Source organism: Streptomonospora sp. PA3 (assembly GCF_009728995.1).
Lineage (GTDB): Bacteria > Actinomycetota > Actinomycetes > Streptosporangiales > Streptosporangiaceae > Streptomonospora.
Genome location: NZ_VTZW01000003.1, coordinates 130860 through 150287 on the forward strand (window position 1 = coordinate 130860; position 19428 = coordinate 150287).

12 protein-coding genes and 1 pseudogene are annotated in these 19428 nt (G+C 74.7%); 7 read left to right on the top strand and 6 right to left on the bottom strand.

Annotated elements, in window-relative coordinates; translation table 11 throughout:
• Positions 1-16: 16 nt before the first annotated feature.
• Positions 17-784: a DUF4386 family protein gene (locus tag FZ103_RS01030; RefSeq protein WP_155998116.1), complete on the bottom strand. Its 768-nt coding sequence runs from the start codon at positions 782-784 to the stop codon at positions 17-19.
• Positions 785-1028: 244 nt separating this feature from the next.
• On the opposite strand from FZ103_RS01030, the gene xseA reads away from it, so the two are divergent.
• Together xseA and FZ103_RS01040 are read left to right on the top strand one after the other, a co-directional pair.
• On the top strand, positions 1029-2267 hold the full coding sequence (gene xseA, locus FZ103_RS01035) for an exodeoxyribonuclease VII large subunit (RefSeq protein WP_155998117.1): 1239 nt from the start codon (positions 1029-1031) through the stop codon (positions 2265-2267).
• 83 nt (positions 2268-2350) lie between these two features.
• Positions 2351-2674 (top strand): exodeoxyribonuclease VII small subunit, encoded by a 324-nt coding sequence (locus tag FZ103_RS01040; RefSeq protein WP_394350064.1) that lies wholly within the window; start codon positions 2351-2353, stop codon positions 2672-2674.
• A gap of 78 nt (positions 2675-2752) precedes the next feature.
• Here the strand turns inward: FZ103_RS01040 and FZ103_RS01045 are convergent, their stop codons facing one another.
• Both FZ103_RS01045 and rmuC read right to left on the bottom strand, forming a co-directional pair.
• On the bottom strand, positions 2753-3289 hold the full coding sequence (locus FZ103_RS01045) for a DUF6542 domain-containing protein (protein WP_155998118.1): 537 nt from the start codon (positions 3287-3289) through the stop codon (positions 2753-2755).
• Between the two features lie 32 nt (positions 3290-3321).
• Positions 3322-4734, bottom strand: a complete 1413-nt coding sequence (rmuC, locus tag FZ103_RS01050) for a DNA recombination protein RmuC (RefSeq protein ID WP_155998119.1) — start codon at positions 4732-4734, stop codon at positions 3322-3324.
• Positions 4735-5109: 375 nt separating this feature from the next.
• Here rmuC and FZ103_RS01055 point away from each other — a divergent pair.
• A pseudogene (locus tag FZ103_RS01055) lies at positions 5110-7314 on the top strand (glycoside hydrolase family 3 C-terminal domain-containing protein); the annotation flags it as partial.
• 139 nt (positions 7315-7453) lie between these two features.
• On the opposite strand, the gene FZ103_RS01060 reads toward FZ103_RS01055, so the two are convergent.
• Positions 7454-8404 carry an FkbM family methyltransferase gene (locus FZ103_RS01060; protein WP_343233320.1) on the bottom strand — a complete coding sequence of 317 codons (951 nt, stop codon included), beginning with the start codon at positions 8402-8404 and terminating at the stop codon, positions 7454-7456.
• 300 nt (positions 8405-8704) lie between these two features.
• On the opposite strand from FZ103_RS01060, the gene ychF reads away from it, so the two are divergent.
• Positions 8705-9799: a redox-regulated ATPase YchF gene (ychF, locus tag FZ103_RS01065; RefSeq protein WP_186355626.1), complete on the top strand. Its 1095-nt coding sequence runs from the start codon at positions 8705-8707 to the stop codon at positions 9797-9799.
• A gap of 245 nt (positions 9800-10044) precedes the next feature.
• Here ychF and FZ103_RS01070 read toward each other — a convergent pair whose 3' ends face one another.
• Together FZ103_RS01070 and FZ103_RS01075 are read right to left on the bottom strand one after the other, a co-directional pair.
• Positions 10045-10908 carry an SDR family NAD(P)-dependent oxidoreductase gene (locus tag FZ103_RS01070; protein WP_155998120.1) on the bottom strand — a complete coding sequence of 288 codons (864 nt, stop codon included), beginning with the start codon at positions 10906-10908 and terminating at the stop codon, positions 10045-10047.
• Positions 10909-11022: 114 nt separating this feature from the next.
• On the bottom strand, positions 11023-11880 hold the full coding sequence (locus FZ103_RS01075) for a helix-turn-helix domain-containing protein (RefSeq protein ID WP_155998121.1): 858 nt from the start codon (positions 11878-11880) through the stop codon (positions 11023-11025).
• A gap of 702 nt (positions 11881-12582) precedes the next feature.
• Between FZ103_RS01075 and FZ103_RS01080 the strand changes: the two genes are divergently transcribed.
• The 3 genes from FZ103_RS01080 (at position 12583) to FZ103_RS01090 (ending at position 19386) form a co-directional block, all read left to right on the top strand.
• Positions 12583-13557: a conjugal transfer protein gene (locus FZ103_RS01080; RefSeq protein WP_155998122.1), complete on the top strand. Its 975-nt coding sequence runs from the start codon at positions 12583-12585 to the stop codon at positions 13555-13557.
• An 87-nt stretch (positions 13558-13644) separates the two neighbouring features.
• On the top strand, positions 13645-13950 hold the full coding sequence (locus FZ103_RS01085; RefSeq protein ID WP_155998123.1) for a hypothetical protein: 306 nt from the start codon (positions 13645-13647) through the stop codon (positions 13948-13950).
• Positions 13951-13962: 12 nt separating this feature from the next.
• On the top strand, positions 13963-19386 hold the full coding sequence (locus FZ103_RS01090; protein WP_155998124.1) for a conjugal transfer protein: 5424 nt from the start codon (positions 13963-13965) through the stop codon (positions 19384-19386).
• The last annotated feature ends 42 nt before the right edge of the window (positions 19387-19428 follow it).

Sequence of the window (19428 nt, forward strand, 5' to 3'; positions counted from 1 at the left end):
TCGGTCGGCTAGCGGGCTAGAGCAGGACCATCACCGCGAAGGCCAGGACGGCGACGCCGACGCCGCCGAGGACCGACGCCGTCACAGAACCGCCGGTCGATCGCCCTCCGGTCCGGCCCGCGGCCATCAGGATGCTCAGCGCCGCGACCACCAGAACCGCGGAGAACCGGCCGAGCGGGATGAACAGGAAGAACACGTCCCAGGCCAAGGACAGCACCGACAGCAGCGACAGCGCGGCCGACACCATGCCCGCCGCGGTCAGCCAGCGCGGAAGGACGCCCCTGCGGTGGGCCGACAGGCATGCCGGGCCGAGCAGGACGGCGAGCCACACCACGTGCCCGCTGCCGCCGGTAAGGAAGTTCAGCTGCCGCAGCGCGCCGACGAGCGCGGGGCTGGAGTCCACCAGCTCGTCCGCCAAGCCGCTCATGATCAGCGATGAGACGGTCCAGAACGCGGCCGCGAGCACACCGCCGGCCACGGCGGCGTCGGCGGCGCCGCTGGGCCGCTCCTCCCACCGGCGGACCAGCGCCGCCAGGGACATCGCGAACAGCACCAGCAGCACGGCCGAGGCCACGTTCGCGGCGCTCTGCAGCTTCAGCACGCCGGCGTTGTCGAGGACGAACCGCTGGGTGACGGCGCCCGGCTCGGTCGGCCGCGGCGGTCCGGCGCCCAGCATTCCCGGGACGGTGATGGCCGCCAGGGTCGCCGCGGCGAACGCGGCGCCGGTCAGCGCGGTGAGGTCGCGTCCGGTGCCGTGCGCCGCCACCGTTCGTGCGTCGCCCATGCTCTGCCTCCTGGGTGGGATGCGTCTGTGCGTGCATCCTCCGCCGCCGGCCGCGCCGGCGTCGTCGGGCGGCGGGAGCAGGCCCCTTACGCAGGCGGGCGCAGGCGGGCGGACGCCCCCGTGCGCAGACGGCCTGCGCGGACGGAGTCCGCGCAGGCCGGCGGACCGCCGGTGTTCCGGGCCGAGGCGGCCTCCGCGGCGTGCGGGAACGGTTCTGTCGGCGGCCTGATCTAGGCTCGCAGCCATGGGTATGGAGAGCTCGGCCGAGTCCCCGCAGCCCGTCCGCGTCGTGATGCAGGCGGTCGGCGGGTGGATCGGGCGGCTGGGCAAGATCTGGGTCGAGGGCCAGGTCGCCGAGATGAGCAGGCGTGGCGGCACCGTGTTCATGACCCTGCGCGACCCCGTGGCCAACGTGTCGGCGCGTGTGGTCTGCCCCGTGCGGGTACTGGAGGCGGTCGCCCCGGTGCCCGAGGCCGGCGCCCGACTCGTGGTGCACGCCAAGCCCGACTTCTACGTCGCGCGCGGCACGTTCTCGCTGCTCGCACTGGAGATCCGGCACATCGGCCTGGGCGAGCTGCTGGCGCGGCTGGAGCGGCTGCGGGCCACCCTCGCCGCCGAGGGCCTGTTCGCCGACAACCGCAAGCGCCCCCTGCCGTTCCTGCCCGGCACAGTCGGGCTGATCTGCGGGCGCCAGTCGGCCGCCGAGCGCGACGTGCTGGAGAACGGCCGCCGCAGGTGGCCCGCTGTGCGCTTCGAGGTGCGCGAGGTCGCCGTCCAGGGCGACCGCGCGGTCGGCGAGGTCCTCAACGCCCTCAAGGAGCTCGACGCCCACCCCGAGGTCGACGTCATCATCATCGCGCGCGGCGGCGGGTCGCTGGAGGACCTGCTGCCCTTCTCCGACGAAGCCCTCGTGCGCGCCGTCTCCGCCACGCGCACCCCCGTTGTCAGCGCCATCGGCCACGAGCAGGACAGCCCGCTGCTCGACCTGGTCGCCGACGTCCGCGCCTCCACACCCACCGACGCCGCCAAGAAGACCGTTCCCGACGTCGGCGAGCAGCTCCAGCTCATCCGGCAGCTGCGCGACCGCGGCAGGCGGGTGCTGACCGGCGGCATCGAGCGCGAACGCTCCTGGCTGGCCGGCATGCGCTCGCGGCCGGTGCTGGCCAGTCCGCTGCGCGAAATGGACCGGCTCACCGAGCAGGTCACCGGGCTGCGCGACCGCGCCCGGCGGTGCATGAGAGCGGTCCTGGACCGCGCCGGCGACGACCTCGCCCACACCCGCGCCCGGCTGCACGCGCTCTCGCCCGCAACCACCCTGGCGCGCGGCTACGCCATCGTGCAGCGGCCCGACGGGGCCGTGGTGCGCTCGGCCGGCGACGTCGAGCGCGGCGACCCGCTGCGGGTGCGCTTGGCCGAGGACAGCATCACCGTGACCGTCGACGGCGCCGATCCCGGCGACGCCGACCCCGACACCGGCGGGTGAGCCGTCCGGCGCGCCCAGCGCCGCGACCGACCACGACCGCCACCGACCACCGGACCACCGGCGACGAGCAGGAGGGCAGCGCAGTGGCCGCCAAGAACAGCACAGGCAACGGCAGCGCGAAGAACGGCGGTGCGCAGGAGACCGGGGAGGCTCCCGGCAACGGCGCGGCTGCCGAGGGCGCCGAGCCCGAGATGAGCTACGAGGAGGCACGCGACGAACTCGACTCCGTCGTCCGCAGGCTTGAGGCGGGCGGGCTGACGCTGAAGGAGTCGCTGGCGCTGTGGGAGCGCGGCGAGCGCCTCGCCGCCACCTGCGAGCAGTGGCTCGAGGGCGCCCGCGCCAAGCTCGCCGTGGCGATGGAGGAGCGCAGCGACAACGGCGGCTCCGACGAGGAGGCCCCCTTCTGATCCGCAACCGTCAGGCGGTGGCCCCTCGGCAGCACCGCGGCCGTGCGCAGGCAGGGCTCCGGCGCGGCGGAGGGCCGCCTACGCGCCGGGCGGGGTGCGGGGGCGGCGCCCGTTGAGTTCGTCGCTGAAGGCGCGGATGTTGCCGGGCAGGCCGCGAAAGACGGTGATCACCAGGACCAGGGCCGTTCCCAGGAACAGCGACGGTGCGGCGTCGGCCAGGCGGGTGGCCATGCCGATGGCCACCGCCCGCGCGAACCCGGTCTCGCCCAGCGTCAGCGCCGCCTCGGCGCCGAGCGCGGCGAGGAAGTAGGCCAGCGGCGGGCTCACGGTCAGCGACAGCAGGTCGGTGGGGCGCACGAGCAGCGCCGCCACCACGCACGCCCCGGCGAACCCCGCTCCGCTGACGCCCGGCGCCCCGGCCACGTCGCCGATGAGCGTCGAGACCAGGCTGAAGGCGCAGATCAGCAGAACGCCCCCGCGCCCGGTGAGGCGCACGCCGCCGACCGCGGCTCCGCCCGCGGGCGGCGGGGGATCGGTGCGGGGCACGGCGCCCTGCGGCCGCCGCTGTGGCGAAGGCGGCGCGTCGTCCACGCGCTCCGGCTTGCGCGTCACCATTCCGGCACGCTCCTTCGTATGACCCACGGTGATCAGTATGTCACTCGATGCGAGATTTCGGGCTCCTCCGTCCGGACCGTGTCCCCGTGCCGGTGCTCGCCGGCGCCGTCGGAGGCGGCGGCCGAGCCGTCGTCCTCGCCGGCGGCGCCGAAGGCCCGACCGTAGATGGAGACCCGGGGATCCGCGGCGCCGGTTCCGTCCTCGCCCTCAGCGCCCCGCTCGGCGTCCTCGCCCGTCAGCTCGGCCGCCGCCAGCGGCCGCGCCTGGTCCTCGACGCCGCCGGGGCGCCCCAGGTCGCCGTCGACCAGCCCCAGTTCCTCGAACCTGCGCGCGGTCACCAGCACGCGGCTCTCCAGCGACCCGACCGTCTGGTTGTAGGCGGCCACCGTCCGCGACAGCGCCTTGCCCAGACCCTCCACATGCCCGCCCAGTGTCGACAGCCGGGCGTGCAGCTGCTTGCCCAGGTCGAAGACGGCGCGCGCGTTCTCGCTGAGGGCCTCCTGCTGCCAGGCGTACTGCGCGGTGCGCAGCAGCGAGATCAGCGTCGTCGGCGTCGCGATGTGCACCCGGCGGCCCATCGCGTACTCCAGCAGCTGCGGGTCGTGCTCCAGCGCCGGCGCCAGGAACGCCTCGCCCGGCACGAACAGCACGACGAACTCCGGCGCCGGGGTGAACGCCGACCAGTAGGACTTGGCCGAGAGCTGGTCGACGTGTGCGCGCAGGTGCTTGCTGTGCGCGCGCAGGCGCTCGGCGCGCGTGTCGCCGTCATCGGTCTCGACCGCCTCCAGGTAGGCGGCCAGCGACACCTTGGAGTCCACGACGATGTTCTTCCCGCCCGCCAGCCGCACCACCATGTCCGGCCGCAACCGGCCGCTGTCGGTGCTCGCGCCGGCCTGCTCCTCGAAGTCGCAGTAGGAACTCATGCCCGCCAGCTCGGCCACCCGGCGCAGCTGGAGCTCGCCCCACCGGCCGCGCGCCTCGGGCCGCCGCAGCGCGCTCACCAGCGCCTGGGTCTGGTCGCGCAGCCGTTCCGAGCCCTGCCGCACCTGGTCGACCTGCTGGGCGAGCTCGGCGTGGGCGGTCCTGCGGCCGGCGTCGACCTCGCGCAGCTGGTTCTCCACGCGCGTGAGCGTGTCCTTCAGCGGCTCCACGAGCTGCTCGACGGCCGCGCGGCGCTGCTCCATGTCCTTGCCCGCCTCGGCGCCGACGGCGCGCAGCCGCCCTTCCGCCATCTCCATGAAGCGCCGGTTGGTCGCGTCCAGCGCCTCGGCCGAAAGCGACCGGAACCGCTCGCCCAGGCGCTCCTCGATGTAGGCGGCGCGTTCGTCGGCGGAGCGGGCGTGCGCACGGGCCTCGGCGACCCGGCCGCGCGCCAGCATCCACCCCAGCGCGACACCGATCGCCAGACCCACCAGTAGCACCAGGATTACGTCAAGGCCGTCCATAGCCGCCCATGGTCTCAACCCGCGCACCCGGCGCACCTTCCGCCACGCGCGGGTAAGCAACCGAGCGAGCCGGGAACGCGGTGCTCGCGGCGCGCCGTCCCGCGACCCCTCCGGGTGCGGGCCGCGCGGGGCGGCGTTCCCACCTGCGACGACGTCCCGACACCGATCCCCGCCGGGTCAACGGCGGGTCAACGCGACCCCAGGAGCGACATGACCCCAGCACAACCCGCCGATCAGGCCTCCGAGGCCCGCCGCGAGCGCCGGGTGGAGGCCGCGCTCGCCCGGCTCGACCTCCCCGGCCGGATCCGCCTGCTCTCCGGCGCCGGCATGTGGGCCATCGCCGCCAACCCCGGTATCGGCCTGGACCGCCTGGTGATGTCGGACGGCCCTGTGGGTGTCCGCGGGGAGTCCTGGACACCCGAGGACCCCTCGATCCAGCTGCCCAGCCCCACCGCCCTGGCCGCCACGTGGGACCCCGGACTGGTGCGCACCGCCGGCCGGCTGCTCGCCCAGGAGGCCCGGCGCAAAGGGGTGCACGTCCTGCTCGCCCCGACCGTCAACATCCACCGCACGCCGCGGGGCGGGCGCCACTTCGAGTGCTACTCCGAGGACCCCTGGCTGACCGGCGTCATCGGCACGGCCTTCGTCGGCGGCGTCCAGGACGGCGGCGTGGCGACCACGGTCAAGCACTTCGTCGCCAACGACTCCGAGACCGAGCGCTTCACCGTCGACGTCCGCGCCGACGAGCGCGCGCTGCGCGAGATCTACCTCGCGCCTTTCGAGGCCATCGTCGCGGGGGCGCGGCCGTGGGGGGTGATGGCGGCCTACAACAGCGTCAACGGCACCACCATGACCGAGCACCCGCTCATCCGCGACGTACTTCGCGGAGAATGGGGCTTCGACGGCTTCGTCGTCTCCGACTGGACGGCCGCCCGCGACACCGTCGGCTGCGCGCTGGCCGGCATGGACGTGGCGATGCCCGGCCCGGCCACCGTCTACGGCGACGACCTGCTGGCCGCCGTCCGGGACGGGCGGGTGCCCGAAGCGGCGGTGGAGGCTATGGCGCGCCGCGTGCTGCGGCTGGCCGCCCGCGTGGGCGCGCTGGAGGGGGCCGAGCCCGCGGTCCCCGACGCCGAGCTGCCGCCGCACCTCGACGGGCGCGCCGTGGCCCGCCGGGTGGCGGCACGCTCCTTCACCCTGTTGCGCAACGACCGCGGGGTGCTGCCGATCGACCCGGCCGGCGTGCGCAGCGTCGCGGTGATCGGCATGGCGGCCGAACACGCCCGCACCAGCGGCGGCGGATCGGCGACCGTCTTCGCCGAGCACACCGTGAGCCCGCTGGAGGGGCTGCGCGCCGCCCTGCCGGAGAGCGTGCGGCTGGACTACGCCGTCGGCGCCGATCCGCGCACCGGCCCGCCGCCCCTGCCCGGCCCGCTCACCGCCGCCTTCCGTGCCGGAGACGGCACCCTGCTGGCCACCGAGCCCCTGGCCGACGGCACCGCCCGCTGGGTGGGCGAGCTGCCGGCCGGAGTCGCCGCGGAGGCGCTGTCCACGGTGGAGATCGCGGGCACCTTCACCCCCGAGAACACCGGAACCCACGTCTTCGGCGCCAAGGGTGTCGGCGGCTTCCGGCTGACCGTGGACGGCCGGGTCGGCATCGACGGCGCCAACGAGGCCGGCGGCGGCGACCCCGCCGGGGCGTTCCTCGACCCGCCGGAGGCCACCGCCGAGTTCGAGCTGATCGCCGGCGAGCCCGTCGAGGTCTCCCTGACCGCCACCGTGCCCGGGGTTGTCGGCGACTTCGCCTTCATCGGCTTCGCGCTGACCCACGCCGAACCGCGCGCCGGCGACGACGAGCTCATCGAGGAGGCGGTGCGCACGGCCGCCGGGGCCGACGTGGCCGTCGTCGTGGCGGCCACCACCGAGGAGGTCGAGTCCGAGGGGTTCGACCGCGCATCGCTCAGCCTGCCGGGGCGCCAGGACGAACTGGTCTCGCGGGTCGCCGCCGCCAACCCGCGCACGGTCGCGGTCGTCAGCGCCGGCTCCCCGGTGGCCATGCCCTGGCGCGGCGAGGTCGCCGCGCTGCTGCTCACCTGGTTCGGCGGCCAGGAGCTGGGCGCGGCCCTGGCCGACGTCCTCCTCGGCGCCGAGGAGCCCGGCGGGCGGCTGCCGACGACCTGGCCCGCCGAGGAGGCCGACGTCCCCGTGCTCGGCGTGGAGCCCGACGGCGGGGTGCTGGAGTACTCCGAAGGCGTCTTGGTGGGTTACCGCGCCTGGCAGCGCGCCGCGAAGGAGCCGGCGTTCTGGTTCGGCCACGGGCTGGGCTACACGTCGTGGTCCTACGACCGCGCCGACGCCGCGGTGCGCGGGGACGGCGGCGCCACCGTCACCGTGGGGCTGCGCAACACCGGCGCCCGCCGCGGGCGCGAGGTCGTCCAGGTGTACCTGGCACCGCGTGAGCAGGCGGCCGGGGTCCCCGAGCGCCCGCGGGCGTGGCTGGCCGGGTTCGCCGCCCTCGCCGCGGACGCGGGGGAGTCCGCGGAGGCGGTGGTCGAGGTCGGGATCCGGGCGGCCCAGGTGTGGGACGGCGCGGCCGGCGGCTGGCGCACGGTCCCCGGGGACTACGACGTGCTGGTGGCCGCTCCGCGGCCGACATCCGGCTGTCGGCGGCCGTGCGGATCACCTGAGGGCCGCCCCGTGAACCGGGAGTCCGAGCGCCTCAGCCGGGTCCGGGCAGGGAGCCGTACCAGGCGCGGGCGGTGTCCCAGACGCGCTCGGGCACCGGCTCGGGCGCGAACAGCCACATGCGCTGCGCGGGGTCGGGCGCGCGGCCCGCGATCACCGCGCGCAGCGGGTAGGGCGGGTCGCCGCAGAGGTGGTACCAGCAATAGCCGAACGGCTCCAGCAGCGCCATCAGCCGCTCCTCGACCCCGTGGTCGGGACGCACCTCGCAGAAGACCCAGGGGCGGAAGCGCCGCAGCACCTCCAGGGCGCCGGCGATGACGTCGGGTTCGGTGCCGACTGTGTCGATCTTGACGACGGCCGGCGCCGCCCCGGCGCGCTCGCGCCAATGGGAGAGGGTCTCGACCGCGACGGGGACCCGGCCCAGCAGCGGGCGGGCGTCGGCGGCCAGCGCGTTCGCGGTGTCGGCGACGGGGGAGAGCCGCAGGGCGCCCGTGCCGCTGTGGTTGCTCAGCGCCAGCCGCACGACCTCGACGCCGAGCCCGTTTTCGCGGGCGATGGCCTGGGCGGTGTCGGCGATGCGGGGCGCGGGCTCGAAGGCGTAGACGCGTCTGCGGCTGCGGGCCGCGGCGAGAGCGGCGTAGAGTCCGACGTTGGCGCCGACGTCCAGCACCGCGCCGGGCCGGGCGTATTCCAGCGCGGCCAGGAAGCAGGCCAGCGTCTCGGGCTCGTAGCCGGCCAGGCCGCTGTGCTGCAGCCGCAGCGGCACCAAGTAGTCCCCGGGGGCGGTGACCCGCAGCGATGCGGGGACGGCGGGGCCCCAGCCGGCGCGGCGGGGCAGCGCGAGATCGAACCTGCGCACCCACGGGGGCACGTGCGCGCGGTCCAGGCCGCCCAGGCGCTGCGGCAGCCGGATCCGGATCTGGCGCGTGGCGTAGCGCACCGCCGGGTAGCGGTGGACGAAGGCGCGCATCTGACCGTGTACCACGGACGGTCCCCCCACTCCTGTGCCTCGGCGCTCCTCCGGCCCGCATGCGGTCCCCTCGGCTGCTGCGCCCCGGCGCGGACGGCGCCGGCCGCCCCCCAGCGGCCGGTCGCAGGCCCCCTCCCGGGTCCTGCGCCCTGGTGGCGCGCAAGCGCGCATACGTGACCGGTCCCACATGAACCTACTCCGAATCCGGCCAGCTCGCAGGGCGTTTCATCCAAAGATGGCGTAGGTGCCGCTGAAAAGTCCGTCTCCGTTCCGGCAGGCGAGTCCGCTCTCCGCGAGCGCCTAGACTCGACCCCCGTGAGTCTGTCTATCGGAATCGTCGGTCTGCCCAACGTCGGCAAGTCCACGCTGTTCAACGCACTGACCAAGAACGAAGCTCTGGCGGCGAACTACCCGTTCGCCACCATCGAGCCCAACGTCGGCGTCGTGGGGGTGCCCGACTCCCGGCTCGGCACCTTGGCCGAGATGTTCTCCTCGGCCAAGGTGATCCCGGCGACCGTCGACTTCGTGGACATCGCCGGAATCGTGCGCGGCGCCTCCGAGGGCGAGGGGCTGGGCAACCAGTTCCTGGCCAACATCCGCGAAAGCGACGCGATCTGCCAGGTCATCCGCGTCTTCGATGATCCCGACGTGACCCATGTCGAAGGCGACATCCAGCCGTCGCGCGACATCGAGACCATCAACACCGAGCTGATCCTGGCCGACCTGCAGACTCTGGACAAGGCGCTGCCGCGGCTGGAGAAGGACGCCAAGCGCAACGCCAAGGACAAGACCGCCCAGGAGGTGCTCGCCGCCGCCCAGGAGGCCCGCCGGGTGCTCGACGAGGGCGTGAGCCTGTCGGTGGGCGCCGCGCCGGCCGGAATCGACGTGTCGCTGCTGCGCGAGCTGAACCTGCTCACGGTGAAGCCGTTCATCTACGTGTTCAACCTCGACAGCGGCGAGCTGGCCGACTCGGCCCTGCGCGCCAAGCTCTCGGAGCTGGTGGCCCCCTCCGAGGCGATCTTCCTCGACGCCAAGATCGAGGCGGAGCTGGCCGAGCTCGACGAGGAGGAGGCGGCCGAGCTGCTGGAGTCGATGGGCCAGACCGAATCCGGACTGGCGCAGCTGGCCCGCGTCGGGTTCGCCACGCTGGGCCTGCAGACCTTCCTCACCGCGGGCCCCAAGGAGGCCCGCGCCTGGACCATCCGCAAGGGCGCCACGGCCCCCGAGGCGGCCGGCGCGATCCACACCGACTTCCAGCGCGGCTTCATCAAGGCCGAGGTCGTCTCCTTCGACGACCTCATCGCCGCCGGCTCCATGCAGGCGGCCCGCTCCGCGGGCCGGGTCCGCATGGAGGGCAAGGAGTACGTGATGGCCGACGGGGACGTGGTGGAGTTCCGGTTCAACGTGTGAGTGATCCGTCGTCGGCAGGTGCTGGCACGGCTCAATGCGACCGGCGCCGCGCCCGTCCCGTTCGCCGGGAGTTGGCAGGCGGTTGTTGGCTCGTGACGCCGGGGAACGAGGAGGATCCGAGCCGATCCGGCCCTCGTGATCGGACTTCTCCCCGCGGGTGGCGCGGCGTCTTGCCTCGCCGTCCGCGGGCGGACATGCGGACGCCCCGCCCGAGGGCAGGGCATCCGAAGGCGCGAAGGCTCGGCTCAGGCGGCCGCCTCCGGGATGTCGGTCGTGACGCCGAGCTCGCGCGACGCCTCGATGTCCGCTGTGAGCGCCTGCACACGCGTCTCGGCGAGGCCGAGCGAGTCGGAGCCGAGCAACTGGTGCAGCGGCGCGTTGCCCGACGTGGCGACCGTGATGATGGCGGTCGCGGCCTTCGCCGGGTCGCCGAGCTGCGTGCCGGGCATCTCCAGGTGCTGCTGCACCATCTCGTGGACCGCGGGGTATGCGTTGTTCGTCGTCGAGGACAGGCCCAGGGAGACCGGGCGAAGGAAGTCCGTGCGCATGTAGCCGGGCTCGATGAGGTTCACCTTGATGCCGAAGTCCGCCACCTCGCCGGCGAGCGATTCGGTGAGTCCCTCGAGGGCGAACTTGCCCGCGGCGTACAGGCCCCAGCCCGGGAACGGGAGCAGGCCGACGATGGAGGAGATGTTGATGATGTGGCCGCTGCGCGCTTCGCGGAAGATCGGCAGCACCGCGCGCAGCACGTTCCAGACGCCGAAGATCTGGACGTCGAACATCGCACGGGCCTCGGCGTCCGAGACCTCCTCGACGGCGGCCAGGTGGCCGTAGCCGGCGTTGTTCACGACCACGTCGAGACCGCCGAAGCGCTCGACGGTCTGGGCGATCGCGCCCGACACGCCGCCCTGGTCGGTCAGGTCGACCTCCAAAGCGAGAAGCCGCGTCGTGTCGGCGTCGCCGAGCGACTCGATGAGGCGCTCGGTCGAGCGGGTGGTGGCGGTGACATTCGCGCCGCTCGCCAGGAGCTGCGCCACGAGTTCGAGTCCGAGGCCGCGGGACGCGCCGGTCACGAACCAGGTCGCGGGACGATCAGTGGGGTAAGGCATCCGAGTTCTCCTCCGTATCGGGACCGGCCGTGCGCCGACCTGAGTCCAGATTGCCGCTCCGGAGGAGGTCGTGGAGGGCCATAAAAGGCCCTTCCCTGCCTAGGACTGAGCGTCCTACGCGGGCTGCGGCGGCGCGGTCGCCGTCCAACTCGCGAGGAGCGCGAGCGCCTCCTGCGACGGCGTGCCCTGCTCGGCCGTGTAGAGAAACAGCGTCTGGTCGGAGTCGCCGGTCGTAGTGAGCGTCTCGTAGTGCACGGTGAGCTCTCCGACGAGCGGATGCCGGAGTCGCTTCTCGCCGAACGTCCGCTGGTACACGCCGTGGTCGTCCCACCAGGCTTGGAACTCCGGGCTCCGCTTACAGAGATCGGCGACCAGGGCCCGTGTGGGCTCGTCCCCCGGATCGCGCCCCGACTCGAGGCGCAGTGCCTCGACGCAGTTGCGCGCGTGCTGCTCCCAGTCGACGAACAGCTCGCGCGCGGCACCGTCGAGGAACATCCAGCGCGAGTAGTTGCGCTCACGCGGACGCATGGCCTCGAAGTCGGTGAACAGCGCCCGCGCGAGCCGGTTGCAGGCGAGGACGTCGGTGCGCCGGCCGAGGATCAACGCCGGATGCGAGTGGAAGGTGTCCAGCAGCAGGCGCAGACCGGGGCGGATGCGCTGAGCGGCCGTCGGGCGGCGCGACGGCCGACCGGCGGCGCCGATCAGATGCACGAGGTGGAGGCGCCCGGCGTCGTCGAGCCCCAGCGCGTGGGCGATGCCGTTGATGACGCCCGCCGAGGGGGTGATCCGGCGTCCCTGCTCGAGGCGGGTGTAGTAGTCGGTCGACACGCCGGCGAGCATGGCGACCTCCTCACGGCGCAGGCCGGGCACGCGTCGCACGCGACCGTCTGCCGGCAGGCCGGCTCGCTCCGGATCCGCCTTGGACCGTGCCCGGCGGAGGAAATCCGCGAGTTCGCGGTTGACTTCGGTCATCTTCCCATCATCCCAATCCAAGAGTCCGTCCGCAGCGGTCGTTTTCGTCCGATTGGCGCGGAAGGCGGCAGCGGGCTCAGAGCCTCGCGCTCGCCAGGATCGGCCGCGAGACGCACTCCGCGCATACCGGGCTGAGTCGGTCGACCTCGGGCTGCGTGACTCCCGTGCTTGGGCCGGGCCCCAGGCTGTCTGTTATTGGACCGCTTCTTTACTCTTCGTAGTAACCGCAGCTCACCACTTGCCTGCCGTTACTGGGTGAATGTGTAGCGAACCCGAAGTGAAGGTCGCTGCGGCCGCCTCCGGGGTGTTATGCCTTTCGCCGATCGGCGGGCGTGGAACCGGCCTTTATCGACCGCTGGGAGAAAACGCAGGCGAGAGCCGTCCTCCGGGCGCTGTCGGCGGCTTCTCTAGAGACGCCATGGTGAGAGAAACCTTCCCGGACAGCGATACCTCCCTTTCCGGTCGGTCCGCAATCGAAGCGTTGACCACGTCTCTTTCCTGGGTTTTGCTGGTATGGCCCGGCATGCGCTGAATGCCCCTTGATCAGGAGTCATGCCTGAGGTACACCCTGCCGTCGGGACGAAACACGGAGAGGTATTGGCGCCGGAGATGCGGAACAATGGCGCACCATAGGTGTGGGGTAGACATGGATCCGCAGGAAACGGCCGGTGGACTGTGCCCACCAGGGGATCGGGAGGCGTGATGGCTCGCAAGCCGACCGCGCGGCGCGGCGGCGGACCCGTCGAGGAGCCCGCTGAGGCGGACGGCCTCTACGCGTTCGGCGACTCCCCGCGGCGCAGTCGGCGCCCCCGCGCCGGCGCGGGCGGCCGCTGGTGGATCTGGGTCGGCCGCGCGGTGCTGTGGGCGTTCATCATCGTCGTCATCTTCAACGGCATCTGGATGCCGCTGCGCGGCGGCATGGCCCAGCCCGCGCCGCAGAGCGGGAGCGCCTCCGACGACACCGACTTCCCCACGACCGCCGCCTCGGGCTTCGCCGCGCGCTTCGCCGGCGTCTACCTCAACGCCGACGGCCTGCAGAGCGAGGAGCGCGCCGACGCCCTGGCCGCCTTCGTCCCCGAAGGCCGCGCCGCCTCCTTCGCGGCCGAAGGCGAGGCCCTCACCGGCGACGACATCGGCGTGGTCGGCATCGACGTCCGCGACGACCACAACGCGGTCGTCACCCTCAGCGCCGACGTCAACGGTGCTCCGATGAGTCTGGACGTCCCCGTCTACGCGGCCGACACCGACCACTTCGTGGTCTCGGGCCCGCCCGCCCTGCTCGCCGCACCCGGCCGGGCCGCGCTTCCCGACCCCGAGACCGCCGAGACCGACGCCGCGGCCCGCGAGGAGCTGCTGCCGCGCCTGGAGCGCTTCTTCGCCGCCTACGCTGAGGACCCCCATTACTTGTCCGACTTCGTCGAGCCCGGGGCCCGCATCGACCGGCTGCCCCCCGACACCCTGGAGTTCGTGGAACTTGTGGACATCGCCGTACCGGCCGCCGGTTCGGGGGACAATGATGGTCGCAGGGTCACGGCGGAGGTGGTGTGGCGGCCCGCCGGAGCAGAAGACACCGCCTCCACCGAGCTCACTCAGAGTTACGAGCTCGCCGTCGTCAAGGACGGGGAGAACTGGTATGTGCGAGAGATCCATGGAGCCCCGCAGTCGTTCGGCGAATAGCCGCGGCGACGTCCAGCAGGGCCGCAGAGCCGAGGAGACGAGGAACCATGCAGCGCAGACGTGAGACGCGAGGGGACGGCGACTGACATGCACCCCCTCATCACGGGTCTCACCCAGGCGGTCGTCGACACCGCGGTCCCCCTGGCCCTCGCCGCGACCGAGGACGCCCCCGACACCTCGGGGCTCGCCGACTTCCTGCGCGGGTTCTTCGGTCCGCTGTTCCTGGTCATCGTCTCGGTCGTCGCCATCTTCTTCCTGTTCACCAGGGAGATCACCCGATTCGCGCAGTTCATCATTCTGGCGATCTTCATCGGGATCGTGTTCTACGTGCCGGGGATCATCGAGGTGACCGCGCGGGCCATCGCACAGGCGATGGGCGTGTCGACCGAGTAGGAGGCCACAGACGTGGACCTGCCCACGTACACCAATATCTGGCGCATCGAGAAAAAGCTCTACAAGCTGTATGACTTCCGGCTGCCCCAGCCGGTCTCGGTCGTCTACATCGGTGTCCTCGTGGGCGTGGGCTTCGTCTGGGTCGTGCTGCTGCAGCTGATCGGCGTGCCCGTCGAGATACCGCTGCACGTCGTCTACATCGTGCCGCCCTTCGTCATCGCCTTCCTGGCCACCCGGCCGGTCGTCGAGGGCAAGCGGCTCACCGAGCTGGTCTCCTCCCAGGCCCGGTTCCTCGCCGAACCGCGCGTCTACACCCGGCTGCGCCCCGATCATGAGCCCGGCACGGTCGAGGTCACGGTGCGCGTCTGGCACCGGCACCCCGAGGCCGGCCCGCTGCCCGAGGTAGCCGCGGCCGCGGACATGCGCGAGCGCTCCCGCGTGCGCGGTCCGCGACGCGCCAAGGCGCCGCAGAGCCGCCCGGCGGCGGCACCGGTCAGAACGGCCGACCAGGCGCCCCCGCTCGCCGAGGCGCTGCCGCATGCGCCCGAGCGGGCCGGCAACGCGTCGGTCGGCGAGCAGGAGCGTGCCCCGCGACCGCTGTGGGACGGCGAAGCCGCGGTGCGGTCGGACGCGCCCCCGGTCGAGGAAGCCCCGGAGCGGTTCGCCGAGCCCGCTCCCGCCCTCTGGCGGGAACCGAGCGAGCCCGAGCACGGCGATTCGCCGGACCGTCCGGCGGCCGGACCCGAGGCCGAACCCGAGGCGGAGCCCGCGGCGGCGGCCGCCCCGGATCCCGCCGCACGCGCCGACGCCCCGGTCCGGCGCGATGCCGAGCACGGACCCGCCGCCGAGCCGGCGGCCGAGGGCCGGACCGCCGCAACCCCGGCGTCCGCGGCCGAGTCCGCTCCGCCCGACCTGCGCCGGGAATGGGAATGGGACTACGGCGCCGACCGAGCGCCGGCCGCGCGCCGGGGCGTGGGCGTGCGGATCCTCAACTACTTCGGATTCGCCCTCCACAAGGCGCCGGAGCGGTCCGCCCAGCCCGACCGGCACGGCGGCGAGGACGCGCGGCCGGCCCGCACCCGCGGACCGCGTTCCGGGCCGATTCCCGGCGCCGCCCGCACCCCCGCCCAACTCGCCGAGCACCTGGCCGCCGAGGAGAAGCGGCGTCCGCACGACCGCGACGCCGAGCCGCCCCGACCGGCACCCGAGCCCCCGGCCGAACCCGCGGCAGAGCCCACGGCCGCCGACCGCGCGGCGGGACGCGCCACTGCCCGCCGGCGCGCCGAGGAGATGATGGCGGCCCGGCTGCCCGCGGATTCGCCGCCGGCCACCGCGCGGGACGGTGCGGATGCGGCCGGGACCGCCACCGGACGGGCGCGCGCGGGGTCTTCGCGCGACTCCGCCGCATCCGGCGGTGGTCCGCAGCGCCGCCTGCGCGGTCGTGCTCAGGGCATGCAGGTCGCCCGCAAGCTGGAGCGCGAGCGCTCGGTCGAGGCCACCCCGCAGGATCCGGCCGAAACCGCCGCGCCCGCCGCCCGGGCCGAAGCGGAGCGGGGGGCCGGTTCCGAACGCGCCCGCGAGCGGGTGCGCGCGCCCAAGCCCCAGGAGTCCGCACCGGCAGCGGGCGCCCCGGCCCACCGCCCGTCCCTGCGGGAGCGCCGCGCCCAGCGCCGGCCGCACGCCGCGCCGTGGGACCTGCCCGTCCCCCTGGAGAGCGCCGATTCCCCGAGCCGGGAGGACGCTGCACAAGGTCCGGACCGCCCGGCGCCGGGTCGCGGCGCCTCCCCCGACGGGCCGTGGGCCGCGGACGCCGAGCACGGCGACAAGCCGTCCCTGCAGCTGGACCACGGCACCGATGAGCACGAGAGCCTGTCGGAGGTCGTGCGGGTGTTCTCCGCCCCACCCGGACAGACGGCGCCGGGCGCCGAGGCCGCCGACCGATCCGAGCACGATCCCGCCGCGCGCGCGAAGGCCGACGAAACCGCCGCCTTCACCGATCCGGAAGACCGGCCCGGCGCCGGATCCGACTCCGACGGCGAGCGCCGACCGGCAGAAGCCGCTCCGGCCCCTGTCGGTACCGCGCCCTCCGCGGACAAGCCGTCCTTGCAGCTGGACCACGGCACCGATGAGCACGAGAGCCTGTCGGAGGTCGTGCGGGTGTTCTCCGCCCCGCCCGGCAAGCCCGACGAGCGGCCCGAGCCGCAGGAGTCGGCTGACGCGCCGACTGACGGAAGCGGCGAAGGCGCCCGTGCCGCCGACCGGGAACCGCGGCCGGGTTCCGAGGACAACGCGGCCGCCGCCGGCCGGTCCGCCGACGCGCCGGCGCTGTCTGCATCCGGCGACACCGACGCCTCGGTCTCCGGCGGTCCGTCCGGGATGCCCGAGGAACAGCCGGCCGCCCCGCAGGAGGCCGAGCAGGAGGAAGCCCCGGCCGTCTCCGACGCCGGCTCCGCGGCCGGGGCCGCCGCGGCATCCTCGACCGCCCAGCCGCCCGACCACGCTCGGCGCGAGGACGCCGGGAGGGCCGCAGAGCAGGCCGACCGCAGCGAGGGCCCTCGCGTCCCCGACGACCGGATGGCCGTCCTGGACCGCCACCTGAACCGCACCGACACCCCGCCGCCGCCTCAGCCGCGCTTCGCCGAGGCCGGAAGCGCCACCCCGCGCCGACCGGTCGCGTGGTTCACCGACGCTCCCGGCACCGATCCGTCCGGCCCCGACGCCGAAGGCCTCGTCCCAGACCCAGGCGAGCACGGCGACGGCTCCGGCCCCGACGCCGCCGTCTCCGCTGCCGAGCCCGCTGGTGACCGCGGCCCGGCCGAAGCGCGGCACGGCGGCGGCCCGGACCGGCAGGCGGCGCCCGATGCGGCCGAGGACGCGGTTGCCCAGGCTCCCGGCACCGAGGGAGCCGTGCAGGACGATGGGGACTCGGACGCCGAGTCCGCGCGCGACCGCGGCTCGGCCGAAGCGCGGCACGGCGACGGCCGCGACCGGCGGGGAGAGTCCGGCCCCGCCGCACGGCACGGGAACGCCGAGTCGCCCGGAGGCCCGCGCAGCGTGGAACCGGGTCCTGCCGATGCCGCCGGCGTGGCGGCTGGAGCCGGCACAGAACCCGCCGCCGAACCCGCGAGTGACCGTGGTGCGCCAGGTGCCCGGGGCGACGACAGCGCCGGGCAGGCAGAGCCCGGTTCCGCCGAGTCCCGGACCGGTCGGGATGCCGAATCGGCCGAGTCCCGGAGCGGCGGGGAAGCAGCGTCCCCCCATGTCGCCGAGGCGGCTGCGGCTGCCCCTGGAACCGATGGAGTCGGCCCGGCCGATGCGGACCGCGTCAGCGAGCGCGCCGGTGACTCGGGGGCAGCCGAGTCCCGGAGCGGCGGGGAAGCAGCGTCCCCCCATGTCGCCGAGGCGGCCGCTACGGCCCCCGAATCCGACGATGCCGGGCAGGCCGATGCGGGCTCGGTCGCCGCGTCCGCGCGCCACCGCGGAGTGGCCGAAGCGTGGCGCGGCGAAAACCGCGACCGGCGGGGAGAGTCCGGCCCCGCCGACGGGGCGGCTGCGACTGCCCCCGGTCCCGATGGAGCCGGACAGGCCGACGGGGATCCGGTCGCCGATCCCGCGAACGCCCGCAGCGTGGCCGACGCGGCGCCGGGCGGGGCCGCCTCTTCCGTCGTCATGCCCGCCAAACCCCCGCTGGAGCTCGACCACGGCACCGGCGAACACGAGTCCTTCGGGCAGGTCGACGCCCCGCAGCGCCGTACGACGGCCGCCGACCTGGAGGCGGCCGAAGCGGCGGCCATCCGGGCGCGCCGCGGCCGGCCGCAGCGCGCGGACACAGACCCGTCTCAGGGCGGCGGCGAACAGCAGAGCCCCGAGCAGCGGACGGCCGCCGCGTCCGGCACCGATCAGCGGGACCCGCACAGCAGCGGCGCCCCCCGGCAGCAGGAGCCCGCCGCCTCCGCCGCACCGGACGCCGACCGATCCGATCGGCTCGCCCGCGCGATCCGCGCCAACCCCGCCGCCGGGTCGCCGGATGCCGGCGCTGAGGCGAGCAGTACGGCCGCGAGCGCCGACGCTCCCGCCTCCGGCACCGGCGCGCCGCACGGAGCCCCAGGCCCCTCCGGCGCCCCGTCCACCCAGGAGCGTCCCGACCGTCGGGCCGGTACCGCGTCCACCGGCGGGCGGCCCGTCCGCAGCGCACCGCCGGGCCGCATCGACGACGGCGTCTTCAGCCGCGTCGCGCAGAACGCCCGCCGACTGAGCCACCTGTTCGGCCAGACCCCGCCCGGCATCGCCCCCGAGCCCCCGCCCCGCGCCGACGGCGCCGACACGCGCGAGGACGCCTCCGCTGAACCGGCGACCGCCGAGACACCAGCGCAGTCCCAGGGCAGCGACACCACCGTCCCCGCCGAGACCGACAAGCCCGAACTCCAGCTCGACCACGGCACCGGCGAACAGCAGCGGCTGGGCGCTCCCCCCGCCGGCGCCCCCGCGCCGCGGCCCCGCCCGGCGCAGCCCGCCCGCACCGGCCACCCCGGCGAGTCCGGCGCCACCCGGGGCTGGCGCCGCCTGGCCCGCGTGGTCACCGGCGGCCAGGCCCCCGCCAAGACCGACCTGCCCGCCGGCGACATCGAGCGGCTGCGCACGCCGCTGCAGGCGCCGCGCAGCGTCGTCGTGCTCGGCTGCACCGGCGGCGCGGGGCAGACGGTCACCACGCTCATGCTCGGCCACACCCTCGCCGCCTACCGCGACGAACGCGTCGTCGCGGTCGACGTCAACCCCGGCGGCGGCGGACTCTCGCGCCGGGTCCGCACCGAGACGCCCGAATCCCTGACCTCCCTGCTGGCCAACGCCGACGCGGTGCACAGCTACGCGGGCATCCGCCGCTACACCTCCCGCACCGCCACCGGCCTGGAGGTCGTGGCCGCGCTCGACGACCCCTACGTGCAGACCCTCGACGACCGCGACTACGCAGGCCTGGGCGGGCTGCTGGAGCGGTTCTACGAGATCACCGTCCTCGACCCCGCGGCGACCGGCGTGGCGCGCGCACTCCCGGCCGCCGACGGCATGGTCCTGGTCGCGCCCGCCAGCGAGGACGCGGCCCGGGCCGTCGCCATGACCTTCGAGTGGCTCGACGGCCACGGCTACGCCGCGCTGCGGTCCACGGCCGTCGTGGTGATCAACGGTGTGAGCAAGCGCAGCCTGGCCGACGTCGACGCCGCCGAGCAGGTGGCGCGCGGCCGGTGCCGGGCCATCGTGCGGGTTCCGTGGGACGACCACCTCGCGGCCGACAAGGTCGTCGACGTCAACGCGCTGCGCCCCACCACCCGGCGCGCCCACGGCGCCCTGGGCGGGGTGCTGCTGCACGGGCTCGAAGGAGCGCCGGCGGGGCCGGGCGCACCCGGCGGCGGGCGGCGCAGGACCTCGGAGTCCCGCCGATGAGCCGCAGCGGCATGCGGCCCCGGACACGCGGCGATCGCGAGC

Coding starts and splice junctions, on each gene's coding strand:
- FZ103_RS01030 (WP_155998116.1), bottom strand. CDS start 784: ATGGGCGACGCACGAACGGTGGCGGCGCACGGCACCGGACGCGACCTC.
- xseA (WP_155998117.1), top strand. CDS start 1,029: ATGGGTATGGAGAGCTCGGCCGAGTCCCCGCAGCCCGTCCGCGTCGTG.
- FZ103_RS01045 (WP_155998118.1), bottom strand. CDS start 3,289: ATGGTGACGCGCAAGCCGGAGCGCGTGGACGACGCGCCGCCTTCGCCA.
- rmuC (WP_155998119.1), bottom strand. CDS start 4,734: ATGGACGGCCTTGACGTAATCCTGGTGCTACTGGTGGGTCTGGCGATC.
- FZ103_RS01070 (WP_155998120.1), bottom strand. CDS start 10,908: ATGCCTTACCCCACTGATCGTCCCGCGACCTGGTTCGTGACCGGCGCG.
- FZ103_RS01075 (WP_155998121.1), bottom strand. CDS start 11,880: ATGACCGAAGTCAACCGCGAACTCGCGGATTTCCTCCGCCGGGCACGG.
- FZ103_RS01080 (WP_155998122.1), top strand. CDS start 12,583: ATGGCTCGCAAGCCGACCGCGCGGCGCGGCGGCGGACCCGTCGAGGAG.
- FZ103_RS01085 (WP_155998123.1), top strand. CDS start 13,645: ATGCACCCCCTCATCACGGGTCTCACCCAGGCGGTCGTCGACACCGCG.